The organism is Kushneria sp. Sum13 (genome assembly GCF_052692355.1).
Map to the genome: position 1 here is coordinate 704,790 of NZ_CP199847.1, position 12,024 is coordinate 716,813.

At 61.8% G+C, this 12,024-nt stretch carries 8 protein-coding genes; 2 read left to right on the forward strand and 6 right to left on the reverse strand.

The window, feature by feature from the left end; all coding sequences use genetic code 11:
- The first annotated feature begins 82 nt into the window (after positions 1-82).
- Positions 83-661, forward strand: coding sequence for a bactofilin family protein (locus ACUN8C_RS03390; RefSeq protein ID WP_445620898.1), 579 nt, complete (start codon positions 83-85; stop codon positions 659-661).
- Between the two features lie 147 nt (positions 662-808).
- Here ACUN8C_RS03390 and ACUN8C_RS03395 read toward each other — a convergent pair whose 3' ends face one another.
- The 3 genes from ACUN8C_RS03395 to ACUN8C_RS03405 form a co-directional block, all read right to left on the reverse strand.
- Positions 809-1,651 carry an SPOR domain-containing protein gene (locus ACUN8C_RS03395; RefSeq protein ID WP_445620899.1) on the reverse strand — a complete coding sequence of 281 codons (843 nt, stop codon included), beginning with the start codon at positions 1,649-1,651 and terminating at the stop codon, positions 809-811.
- On the reverse strand, positions 1,652-3,337 hold the full coding sequence (argS, locus tag ACUN8C_RS03400; protein WP_445620900.1) for an arginine--tRNA ligase: 1,686 nt from the start codon (positions 3,335-3,337) through the stop codon (positions 1,652-1,654).
- A gap of 226 nt (positions 3,338-3,563) precedes the next feature.
- The gene (locus ACUN8C_RS03405; RefSeq protein WP_445621823.1) at positions 3,564-5,801 is read right to left on the reverse strand and encodes a primosomal protein N'; all 2,238 of its coding nucleotides are present in this window, start codon (positions 5,799-5,801) and stop codon (positions 3,564-3,566) included.
- A gap of 229 nt (positions 5,802-6,030) precedes the next feature.
- On the opposite strand from ACUN8C_RS03405, the gene ACUN8C_RS03410 reads away from it, so the two are divergent.
- Positions 6,031-7,302: a malic enzyme-like NAD(P)-binding protein gene (locus tag ACUN8C_RS03410; protein ID WP_445620901.1), complete on the forward strand. Its 1,272-nt coding sequence runs from the start codon at positions 6,031-6,033 to the stop codon at positions 7,300-7,302.
- A gap of 74 nt (positions 7,303-7,376) precedes the next feature.
- Here the strand turns inward: ACUN8C_RS03410 and ACUN8C_RS03415 are convergent, their stop codons facing one another.
- From ACUN8C_RS03415 to ACUN8C_RS03425, 3 genes are all read right to left on the reverse strand, one after another.
- Positions 7,377-8,159 carry a DUF481 domain-containing protein gene (locus ACUN8C_RS03415; RefSeq protein ID WP_445620902.1) on the reverse strand — a complete coding sequence of 261 codons (783 nt, stop codon included), beginning with the start codon at positions 8,157-8,159 and terminating at the stop codon, positions 7,377-7,379.
- A 203-nt stretch (positions 8,160-8,362) separates the two neighbouring features.
- On the reverse strand, positions 8,363-9,205 hold the full coding sequence (locus ACUN8C_RS03420) for a DUF481 domain-containing protein (RefSeq protein ID WP_445620903.1): 843 nt from the start codon (positions 9,203-9,205) through the stop codon (positions 8,363-8,365).
- Between the two features lie 79 nt (positions 9,206-9,284).
- Positions 9,285-11,816 (reverse strand): penicillin-binding protein 1A, encoded by a 2,532-nt coding sequence (locus tag ACUN8C_RS03425; RefSeq protein ID WP_445620904.1) that lies wholly within the window; start codon positions 11,814-11,816, stop codon positions 9,285-9,287.
- Positions 11,817-12,024 lie beyond the last annotated feature (208 nt).

Here is a 12,024-nt window from a genome sequence, read left to right on the forward strand (position 1 = left end):
TTTCCCATTACCCAGGCGTCATCCCGGAAAAGTGATGAAGGGACAATGCGTTCACGCAGCAACAGCATAACGAGGGGCGAGCATGTTCAATAAGTCAAAAAGCGACAGCAGTCTGTCAGAGGCATCTACTGTCCCTGCTCGCGAGTCGTCGAGTGATATGGCATCGGCATCGGTACGTGAACCGTCGGGCAGGGCATTGATTGGTCCAAGGACGCAGGTCACGGGGGAAATACTGGGGGATGAAAACCTGCATATCGAAGGGACGATGATCGGCACTGTGACTTTCAGGCATCATACTGTCAGCATCGGGTCTGAAGGCAGGGTCGAAGGAGATGTCATCGGACATTCCCTGTCGGTTTCCGGACACGTTGAAGGGCGGCTGATTGCCGCGCAGAGCGTGACCATACATGCCGGAGCCAGCGTTGAAGGCGAAATCCATTCCCCCGGGCTGATCCTCAAGGAAGGCGCTGCCTTCCAGGGCACGGTCGACATGAATCCGCACAATCCCTTGCTGGATGACATTTTCGGTAACGATATGGCACAGCCTCGGCAGACTTCCCTGGACAACGACCTTTCCTGTGCATCAGCGGAGGGCGATGTCGAACAGTCCGAGGAGATGGATGAGGTGTCATTGCTGCAGGGCAGTGAGAAAAGCGTCTAGGCGGGCTGTTGTCTGTCGTGGGATATTTTTAAAAAGGCGTCTGTCGTATCACGACAGACGCCTTTAGAGACAGGGGCACAGCAGAGACCGGGGGACAACGTCGACCTCGGACCACTACTAGTGGTAGTGGTTACCGCTTAGTAGTGGTTAACGCTGCTGAATCTGCATCGGATCGATGCCGCGGGTCTGCATCAGCCCCCTGGCACGCGCAAGCTCACCGGAGTCGCGATAGGGACCGGCCTGGACGCGATACCAGGTGGTGTTGTCCGCCGTCTTGACCTGGCTGACCTGCATCACAAGGCCCAGGTCACGCAGCTTGCCGGCCATGTTGTTGGCATCGCTTTGTGACTTGAACGACGCCGCCTGCAGCATGTAGCTGGGGCCGCTGCCGGCGCTGCTCGCACTTGTCTGCTTTGCGGGCGCGCTCTTCTGACTGCTGGACGCCTCATGACGAGAGGCCATCTGCTGAATGGCATCACTGCTGCTGGCACTGCTTTTGGGCTCGGACTTTTGCGTCGGGGCGCTCTGCTGTGATGAAGAGGTCTTGTTGCCATCGGGATTGCTCACCGTAGCCTTGCTGGTGTTGCCTGCAATGCGTCTGGCGTGCTGTTCCAGCACGGCGCCCTCGGTGCCCGGGCGCGGGGCCGAACTGTAGTCTTCCACGTTCGGTGCAATCACTTCCGACTCGGGCAGCAGGGTATAGAACTCAAACGTCGGCATCTGGCCTTCTTCGCTGGCCTGCGATGACGCCTCACCTTCCTTTTGCTGATTGCCGCCATCGGCGCGCTTTTTGGCCACGACAGCAGCTACCTGGTCGCGCCTGGGCGGGGCATCATTCTGGAAGTACTGCGCAATGGCAAAGCCTGCGATGATGCCGACCAGTGCCCACAGCCAGCCCGGAATATGGAAGCCGTCGCCGCCGGATTTTGACTTGTTACGTGATGTGGCGCCCTTGCCCGAGGGCGCCTTTTTGCTCTGGCGCTGTGCCATTTACATCTCCCTGGGGGCCGACACGCCCAGCAGGTCAAGACCGTTGCGCATGACCTGACGCACGGCCATGCCGAGCGCCAGTCGTGCATTGCGCAGGTCAGCGTCATCGACCATGACCTTGACGGCGTTGTAGCAGGTGTGGAATTCGCTGGCGAGCTCCTGCAGATACAGGGCAATCTGCTGGGGTTCGCGCTGATCGGCGGCGCGGCGCACCGTTTCGGGCCAGCTGCCCAGCCGGTTGATGAGATCGCGTTCGCGAGCGTCCTCGAGCAGATGCAGCGACGCGCGCGCCAGAGTCTCATCAAAGGCCCAGCCGTTTTCGCCAGCCTTCGCCTCGACACTGCACACGCGAGCGTGGGCGTACTGGGCGTAATAGACCGGGTTATCGCTGGACTGGGAGCGTGCCAGATCAATATCAAAGGTCATCTGGGACGTTGCCGCACGCGATACCAGGAAGTAGCGCGTGGCGTCACGGCCAACTTCATCGATCAGGTCGCGCAGGGTGACGTAGCTGCCGGCCCGCTTGGAGAGTTTAACCTCCTGGCCCGAGCGTGTGACCATCACCATCTGGTGCAGCACGTAGTCCGGCCAGCCCTTCGGAATGCCGGTATCAAGTGCCTGCAGCCCGGCACGCACGCGGGTGACCGTAGAGTGGTGATCGGCACCCTGCTCGTTGATGACGGTGGTGAAACCACGCTGCCACTTGTCCAGGTGATAGGCGACATCGGGCAGGAAGTAGGTGTATCCGCCCTCGCGCTTTCGCATTACGCGGTCCTTGTCATCCCCGAAGTCCGTGGTCTTGAGCCACAGCGCACCGTCGGATTCATAGGTATGACCGCCCTCGATCAGGCGCTTCACGGTGGCGTCTACCTTGCCGCTCTCGTAAAGGTCGGACTCCAGAAAGAAGACATCGAAGCCAACGCCAAAGGCCTTGAGGTCAAGATCCTGCTCATGGCGCAGCCAGGCCACGGCAAAGGCGCGAATGGCGTCCATGTCATCAGGATTGGCCGAGGCTGTCACCTGACGGTCGTCGGCCGTGACGGTCTCGCCCTGCATGTAGGCGCGTGCCACGTCCTGAATATACTCGCCGCGATAGCCGTCAGCCGGCCAGGCTGGATCGTTGGGCTCGATGCCCTTGATACGCGCTGCCACCGACAGGGCCAGATTATCGATCTGGGCGCCGGCATCGTTGTAGTAAAACTCGCGGGTGACCTCAAAGCCGTTGGCTTCAAGCAGGCGGCACAGGCTGTCGCCTACCGCCGCTCCGCGGCCGTGGCCCACATGAAGCGGGCCGGTCGGATTGGCGGAGACAAACTCGACCTGCACCTTCTGACCGGCACCATCACTGTTGCGGCCAAAGTCATCACCGGCCTCGAGAATATCGAAAAGCACTTCGCCGGCGGCGCTGGTGTTGACGAAAAAATTGATAAAGCCGGGGCCTGCAATCTCGACGCTCGAGATGGCGCTGGAGGCCGGCAGGGCAGCAATCAGGCGCTCGGCCAGATCGCGCGGCTTCATGCCGGCGGGTTTGGCCAGCATCATGGCCAGATTGCTGGCGTAGTCGCCGTGGGCCCGGTCACGCGCAGCATCGACACGAATGTCGGGCTGGGTGCCAACGGGCAGCGCGCCTTCGGCCTTGAGCGCCTCGAGCGCCGTATTGAGCAGTAGGGTGATCGTCTCTTTCATGCTGGCATCTATGGTCGTGGATGACTGGCCCGACGCATTCGGCCAGGTCTTGAACTGCGCGCCTGGTAACAAAACGTCCGCGCTGACACTGTCGATGAATTCGCTGTCGATCGGTCAACGGGGGCAGGCGCTTTGGCGCACGCCATTATCGTTCAACCGGAGACAGTGTCAAAACCGGTATTGTGTCCGGTGTGTATCAGGCGCCTGTCGCGTCGGCCCTGTTGGCTCAATACATCTCCTGCGGATCGATGTCGATGCTGTAGCGCAGGCGCCGGGCATCGGCCTGCTGCATCATCCATTCATCCAGCCAGGCACTGGCCTCATGCAGTGCGCTGCGCCGGTCGGCGCTGAGCAACAGCTGGGCATGATAGCGATTCTGGCGCCGCTCCATGGGTGCCGGTACCGGGCCCAGACAGTGAACCGCCAGACCCCGTTCATTGAGCCATGCCCGCATGGCGTCTCCGGCCCGGGTGAAGAGTTCGATGACGGCTTCCATGCGCGCACTTTCACCCCGCATCAGGGCCATGAAGCGAAAGGGCGGCAGCCCGGCCAGACGACGCTCGGTGAGCAGCTCCTCGGCCAGGGCGTCATAGCCTTCCTCAACCAGCAGCCTCAGGCTCGGATCCTCGGGATGCAGGGTCTGAATGAGTACCCGCCCCGGGTGCTGCGCCCGCCCGGCCCGCCCGGCGACCTGGGTCAGCAGCTGCGCGGAATGTTCAAGCGCGCGGAAGTCGGCACTATAAAGGCCGCCATCGGCATTGACCACGACCACCAGGGTGACATGAGGAAAGTGATGCCCCTTGGCCAGCATCTGGGTGCCGACCAGCAGACATGAGTTGCCCTGTCGGATCTCGGCCAGTGTCTGTTCCATTGCGTCACGTCGGCGGGTGCTGTCGCGGTCGATGCGCAGGATGCGGGTGTCGCTGAAGGCCTCCTGCAGTGCCTCTTCGGCGCGCTCGGTGCCGGCCCCCTGGGGTCTGAGGTCGGCACTGCCACATTTCGGGCAGGCATCCGGGACGCCGCGCTGCTGCTCGCAGTGATGACAGATCAGGCGGTGCGGGTCGCGGTGTAGCGTCATGCGGGCGTCACACTGCGGGCATTCGGCCAGCCAGCCGCACTGATGACAGGTCAGCGTCGGGGCAAAACCACGACGATTGACAAAAACCAGCACCTGACGCCCGGCCTCCAGGTGCTCCCTGATGGCCGTCAGCGCCTGCGGTCCCAGTCCACCGCGCTGCGGTTTGCCGCGCAGATCCACCATCGACAGGGCGGCCGGCGCGGCATTGCCCGCACGGGTGTTGAGGCGCAGGTGGCGGTAGTGACCGTCGCGTGCGCGGGCGAGGCTTTCAAGCGAAGGGGTGGCGCTGCCCAGCACGATGGGGACACCGTCATGCTGGGCGCGAACGATGGCCAGATCGCGGGCGTGGTAGCGCAGGCTGTCCTGCTGCTTGAAGGAGCCATCGTGCTCTTCGTCCACGATAATGACACCGGGGGCGGCCAGCGGCGTAAAGACCGCCGAGCGGGTGCCGATCAGCACCGCGGCACGACCCGAGCGTGCGGCTTCCCAGCTGTCGAGGCGCTCGTTGTCGTTGAGCCCGGAGTGCAGGGCAATGACCGGGGCATTAAAGCGCTTGCGAAAGCGCGACAGGGTCTGCGGAGTCAGGCCGATCTCGGGGACCAGCACCAGCGCCTGACGCCCTCGATCCAGCACCGCTTCGATCAGCTGTAAATAGACTTCGGTCTTGCCGCTGCCGGTGACGCCGTGCAACAGCGATACCCGAAATCGGTCCAGATCCTGATGCAGCTCGGCCAGCACGCCCGACTGTTCACGGTTAAGCGGCAGCGTGGGCTCGGCCAGTGTTCCGGGCGTTCGATCGCTGGCCGGCGCTGCCACGCTTTCCTCGCGACAGTCGATAAGTCCCTTGTCACGCAGGGCGTTCAGCTGTGTTCGGTTGAACCCCAGCGCCGAGATCGCCGGCGCCACCAGCCCGCGCGGATGCTGGGCGATGGCAGCCAGCAACTCGGCCTGACGAGGCGCTCGGGTGAGGGCATCACCAGGTGTGCGTCCCGATTCTGTCAGAAACCAGCGCGCCTGGGAGCGTGCAGCCAGCGGGCGCCCCTGGCGCAGCAGGGCCGGCATGGCGCCGTTGATCGTCTCACCGAGCGAATGCTGGTAGTAGCGCGCTGCAAACCGACACAGCCATAGCCAGTCTGCAGGCAGGGGGCTGCGATCAATCAGGGCTTCGATGTCGCGCAGGCGATCAAGGGGGACATCACTGTGCGAGCGAACCTCGATGACGACACCGATCACCGATCGTCGTCCAAAGGGCACACGTACACGCACACCGGCGACCCAGCCCTCTTCGGGCGCATCACGGCCGGGCAGGTAGTCGAACACTCGCTTGAGGGGTGAGGGCACGGCCACCGCCAGAATCACGCGGTCAGGCCCGGGCTTGGACACGATCGGCTTGCTCCAGAAGTAAAAAGAGGATGATTCGGCCCGACTGTCGAGGGTGGTCTCACGGGCCGCGGCAGGGTAGCACGTTCCATGCCGGGCGTGAGGGGCAGGTATGAATGCCCTGATGTAGTGCGCTTGTATCCTTGCTGCGCATGGGCCGTGTCAGCTTGTGAGCAGGGGGCTTTTTCGTTACGCTGCGCCGGATTGATCGTTGATTTTCAATCGGATAAAAGACATGTCCCAGGACAAGAGACAGGCAGCACTGGATTATCACGCTCACCCGATTCCGGGAAAGCTGAGCATCGAAGTCACCAAACCCACGACCTCCTCAAAACATCTTGCCATGGCCTATAGTCCGGGCGTGGCCGAGCCGGTCCGTGAAATCGCGCGCGACCCCGAAACCGCCTATCGCTATACCGGCAAGGGTAACCTGGTCGCCGTCATCTCCAATGGGAGCGCCATCCTGGGTCTCGGTAATCTCGGGGCGCTGGCCAGCAAGCCGGTCATGGAAGGCAAGGGCGTGCTGTTCAAGCGCTTTGCCGGCATCAATGCCATCGACATCGAGGTCGACAACGCCGATCCCCGCGCCTTTATCGAGACCGTGGCCAACATTGCCTGCAGCTGGGGCGGCATCAATCTGGAAGACATCAAGGCACCCGAGTGCTTCCAGATCGAGCGCGAACTCAAGGCACGCTGCGATATTCCGGTCTTTCATGATGACCAGCACGGCACGGCGATCGTGACCGCTGCCGGGCTGCTCAACGCCCTGGACATCGCCGGCAAGACGCTGTCACAGGCCCGCATCGTCTGTCTGGGCGCCGGCTCGGCCGCCATCGCCTGCATGAATTTGTTGATCGCCTGTGGCGCCACGCCCGACAACATCCGCATGCTTGACAGCAAGGGCGTCATTCACGACGGCCGTGACGATCTCAACGAGTTCAAGGGGCGCTACGCGGTGACTACCTCCGAGCGTAGCCTGGATGATGCCATCGACGGCGCCGATGTGTTTATCGGTCTGTCCGGTCCGAACCTGTTTGCCGCCGAGCAGCTGAAAAAAATGGCGGCCAACCCCGTTGTCTTTGCCTGCTCCAATCCGGATCCGGAAATTCATCCCGATACGGCGCACGCCACGCGTGATGATGTGATCATGGCCACCGGGCGGTCGGACTATCCCAATCAGGTCAACAACGTGCTGGGCTTTCCCTTTATCTTCCGCGGCGCGCTGGATGTGCGGGCCCGTGAAATCAATGAAGAGATGAAGGTCGCTGCCGTACACGCCCTCAAGGACCTCGCCCGCGAGCCGGTCACGCAGGAAGTGCTGAGTGCCTATGAGCTTGAATCACTCGAGTTCGGACGTGGCTATATCATTCCCACGCCGCTGGATTCACGCCTGCTTGATCGCGTTTCCTCGGCCGTGGCCCGCGCTGCAGTGGATTCGGGCGTGGCCACGAAGGACTACCCGTCTCACTACCCGCTGACAAGCGTTGAGGATGTCTACGGCGGCTGATCCCATGCCCCGTATCGCGTCAAACAAAAACCCCGCACCAGTGGTGCGGGGTTTTTTATACCAAACGCCTGGCGTCAGAAGTCGTAGACCACCGAGACGGCCGTGGTGGTATCAGTCTTGTGTTCGGCGTCTTCGGGCGGATCATCATTGAAGTCGACATCGTAGGACAGGCGCATCGCCAGGGCGTCATTGATGGCCACGGTCATCGAGGTCTGGGAGCGCATGATGAGATTGAGCCCGGTGGCTTCCAGCACCAGATCCTGACCGAAGGTCGCCGTATCCGAGACCTGCCAGCGATAGTTCAGGCCGCTATAGGCCAGCGCCCGATATTTTTTCTCATCGCTATCGGTATAGCTGTCACGGCGCACGCCGGGGCCAGCCTCAATCGAGAGCGACTGCGGCGGGCCGCTGAGCAGCTGGCGGCCGTAACCGCCTGCCAGTGTGCTCTGGGAGTTGTAGCCGGCAAACCGATCCTTGCGCCAGCGCGCCAGGCCAAAGAGATAGTTGTCATCGTCGAGGTCATAGCGTGTGCGCCCGCCGACGTTGTAATTCTCGGCCGAGGTGTCGTCTTCGTCGCTGGCGCTGTTGATGCCGGCATAGAGATTCCACGACCAGGGGCCGCGGTACCAGGTGAGATCGGCATTGGTACGCAGGCTGGAGCTGTTGCTGTTGCCTGACAGTTTCGTATAGCCCAGCGCATATTCGCCATCAAAGTCGTCATCGGCCTGTTGGGCGCTTTCAAGCGTTGAGTAGCCGGCAAAGTTTTCATTATCGGCGGCCAGACTCTGTCCACTCGACAATGCGGTGATCAAAAGCGGTAGAACAGGAACAAAAAAACGTGTGTAGCGTGAACCCATGATAATGGAAATCTCTTGAATACCGATGCGCTGCGGTGGCAGCTTTAGTGGTTTTGGCCCATATGGCGGTATCGCAGCGAGCCCGAATACTGGCCATGGCGCTGCGCGACAGCAGTGTGCCCGGAAGGCTTGAAGGCGACACGGGGTTTGGGGTCACGTTTTGTGAGAAGTGATGTCTTCGTGGTCTGAAACGTTGAACGGCGTTAGAAGTTGTAAACCACCGAGGCCGCCGTGGTGCGATCGGTGTGGGCATCCGCTTCACGCGGCGGATTTGAGTTGCTCTTGATGTCGTGTGACACCCGCAGTGCCAGGCTTGAATTGATCGACACCGAAATGGCCGAGTACGAGCGAAGGGTCACATTGTCATCGGCGCCCTCGACCGAAAACTGCTGAATAAAGCTTGCGGTATCGGACAACGACAGGGAGTAGTCGGCGGCCAGATAGCCCAGCAGCATGTGTCGGCTGCCACCGTTTTCGTAGTCGTCAAAACGATAGCCCGGGCCGGCTTCCAGCGACAGGGCCTGGAGGTCGGTATCAAAAAGCTGACGGCCATAGCCAACGATGGTCGTGAACTGATTGTCATAGCCCGAGAAGCGCTCCTTTTCATAGCGCGCCAGCCCGAAGAGATAGTTGGGAGAATCTCCCAGCGAATAGCGCTCACGCTGACTGAACAGGTATTGCTCGGCGGTGGTGTTTTCGCTGTCCCTGACGTTTTTGACCTCGGCGCGGGTGGTATGCGTCCAGGCCTGGTCATACCAGGTGATACGGCCCTTGCCCAGCAGCGTCTCGGTATTGGTATTGCCGGAAAGCGCCGTATAGCCAAGTTCAATGGCGCCCGAAAAGGGCACGGAGTCATCGCTGGGCGGCGGCGGTGCATAGAACAGTGAATCGGCAGCCCGGGCACTGCCATGCCAGCAGACGGCCATGACGGCGAGCACGAATACCCCGAGACCCCGACGACGGGTTGGAGGCGTGCGAGACGTGACCACCGGCGCAGGCGCGGTCGTGACATCGGTATTGGCGTGAACGGGTGGGTACATGGTCATGATGTATCGTTGCAGTTTGAATGTCTGTCCGGGCAGGGCACCCGGACAGACAGATAAGCGCGATCAGAAACAGGCGCGATCAGAAAATGGCGTCGTAGCTGCCGGTACCCTGAGAGCCGCTTTCCGATTCAAGTTCAGGACGAATCGAGCGTGGCTGATAAGGCGGCAGGTTGTCCTTCCGGAAGATCTCGGTGATGCCACCGCTGTCCTCATCGTGCAGGCGTCTGCCGGTATCCGGATCAATGCGTACCGTGACGATATCGTCAGGCGCACTCGGTGCTGCTTCCGGTGTGCCCTTGAGCACGGCCCCCATATAATCCTTCCAGATGGGCAGCGCGGCCTGAGCACCATATTCGGCAATGGTCTCGTTGGTGTCCTTGCCGACCCAGACGCTGGTGGCCACGTTGTTGTTGAATCCCGAGAACCACGCATCACGCTGATCGTTGGTGGTCCCGGTCTTGCCGGCAATGTCCCCTCGATTGAGCGACAGTGCGGCGCGTCCGGTGCCCCGTTCGATGACATCGCGCATCATGGTGCGCAGCATATACACCGACTCGGGCGAGGCCACACGTTCGGCGATCGGGTAGGTACGGTCATCGATGGTCACCGTGGCGTCCATTGGGTCACACTCGCGACAGGCCGCCGGCGGATTGGTCTCTTCCAGCAGGTTGGGGCCGTCCTCGCCCTGGGTCACGCTCTCGATGAACCATGGCTTGATGCGGAAACCACCATTGGCGATTTCAGCGTAGCCGCGAGCAACCTCAAGCGGCGTCAGCTCGGCCGTGCCCAGCGCCAGCGACAGGCCGTGTGGCAGGCGCTTGCGCTCAAAGCCCATGTTGACCAGAAAGTCGATGGTCTGGTCCAGCCCCACTGACTGAAGAGTGCGGATGGTCACCAGGTTGAGCGAGCGGTAAAGCCCCACTCGCAGCCGGGTCGGGCCACCAAAGCTGCGCTCGGAGTTCTCCGGGCGCCAGGCGTCCTGATTGCCGATGCCGGCCTGCACGATCGGTGCGTCGTTGACGATGGTGGCCGGCGTCATGCCGTTTTCAAGCGCGGCCAGATAGATGAACGGCTTGAAGTTGGAGCCGGGCTGGCGGCGCGCCTGCGTGACCCGGTTGAACTTGCTGCTGGCGAAGCTGAAGCCACCCTGCAATGCCCTCAGAGCGCCGGTCTGCGGATCCAGCGATACCAGCGCGCCTTCGGCCTGCGGCATCTGCGCCAGTCGCCAGCCGTCACCGCGGCTGCGCTCCATGATGCGCACCAGATCCCCGCGTTTGGCGATCTGACCGGCACTGCTCGGCGCTGCCGCCCGGCCGCGCGGGCTCAGGTAGCGTGCGGCCCATTCAAGCCCCGGCCATTCAAGGGTCACGACTTCATCGTTGTCATTGAGCACCCGCATGGTGCGGCCATTGGTGTCGATCACGATGGCCGGCTGTAGCGGCCCCAGGCGCGGTGTGGCATCGAGCACGCGCTGCCAGTTGCTGACATCCCCGTCGATACCGGGCACCGATGCCTTGCTGCGCGCGGCGGCCTCCCGGGCAGTGCTTTCGACTTCCGGTGACTCGGAAAGCTCTTCTTCAAGACCGGCACGATCGGTGCGGTCCTGGGCTTCCGACAGGCTGGCCGGGATGTCGCTTTGTTCGGCACCACGCCAGCCGTGGCGGGTGTCGTAGTCCACCAGGCCGTGGATCAGCGCATTGCGAGCGGCTTCCTGCATCCTGCTGTCAAGGGTCGTGACAATGCGGTAATTACCGGTATAGGCCTCGTCGCCAAAGCGCTCGAGCGCGTACTGACGGGCCATCTCGGCCACCCAGGGGGCCTGGACGTCAGGCTGGGAGTGGTGGCGCTTGGTTTCGATCGGTGCCTGAACGGCGTCCTGATAGGCGTTCTGGTCGATCATGCCCAGCTGATGCATGCGCAGCAGGACCCAGTTGCGGCGAATCAGCGAACGCTGAGGATTGCTGATCGGGTTCAAACTCGACGGGGCCTTGGGCAGACCGGCAATGGTGGCCAGCTCCGGCAGGCTCAGCTCATCAAGCGGCTTGTCGAAATAGGCCTCGGCGGCTGCCCCCACACCGTAGGCACCCTGGCCCAGATAGATCTTGTTGACGTAAAGCTCAAGAATCTGCTGCTTGGACAGAATCTGTTCCATCTGCAGCGACAGCAGGATCTCGCGAATCTTGCGGGTAAAGGTCTGATCCAGGGTGAGCAGGTAGTTACGAGCTACCTGCATGGTGATGGTACTGCCGCCGGAGCGAATGCGACCGCTGGTCCCAAGCTCCAGTGCTGCACGCATCAGGCCGCGCGGATCCACACCCGGGTGCTGATAGAAACCGGCGTCTTCAGCGGCCAGCAGGGCATTGATGAAGTCCTGCGGAATCTCGTCACCCTTGACCAGCTGGCGGCGCTGGGCACCGAACTCACCGATGAGCTTGTCATCGCGGGTATAGACCCGCAGCGGCATTTCGAGCTGGTAGTCCTGTAGCTGGTGAACGTCGGGCAGGCTGGGAGCGAAGTAGAGCGCAGCGCCAGCTACAGAAAGTGCGATGCCTGCCGTTATGGCCAGCAGCAGGAAAAAGAGGTGGAAAACCAGGCGCTTGATGAACGTCATGTAACACGTGTTCCGTCAATGAGGCGGGCTTGTGTACGCAGGGGATCGGTGACCGTCTGGCGTCGTCGTCGAAGACCGCGCGGGAATATGGCACTAGCAAGCCGGGCATTATAAGTAGCCGGTGCCAGGGCGACCAGCGTTAATGGGTAGTCGAGCACAGAGTACGTGCTTTTAAAACCGTTTAAAGCGCGAGTAAACCCCGTTATTT

What these genes read in the sequence shown, in the direction of transcription:
- ACUN8C_RS03390 (WP_445620898.1), top strand. Translation starts at nt 83, where the DNA reads ATGTTCAATAAGTCAAAAAGCGACAGCAGTCTGTCAGAGGCATCTACT.
- ACUN8C_RS03395 (WP_445620899.1), bottom strand. Translation starts at nt 1,651, where the DNA reads ATGGCACAGCGCCAGAGCAAAAAGGCGCCCTCGGGCAAGGGCGCCACA.
- argS (WP_445620900.1), bottom strand. Translation starts at nt 3,337, where the DNA reads ATGAAAGAGACGATCACCCTACTGCTCAATACGGCGCTCGAGGCGCTC.
- ACUN8C_RS03410 (WP_445620901.1), top strand. Translation starts at nt 6,031, where the DNA reads ATGTCCCAGGACAAGAGACAGGCAGCACTGGATTATCACGCTCACCCG.
- ACUN8C_RS03415 (WP_445620902.1), bottom strand. Translation starts at nt 8,159, where the DNA reads ATGGGTTCACGCTACACACGTTTTTTTGTTCCTGTTCTACCGCTTTTG.
- ACUN8C_RS03420 (WP_445620903.1), bottom strand. Translation starts at nt 9,205, where the DNA reads ATGACCATGTACCCACCCGTTCACGCCAATACCGATGTCACGACCGCG.
- ACUN8C_RS03425 (WP_445620904.1), bottom strand. Translation starts at nt 11,816, where the DNA reads ATGACGTTCATCAAGCGCCTGGTTTTCCACCTCTTTTTCCTGCTGCTG.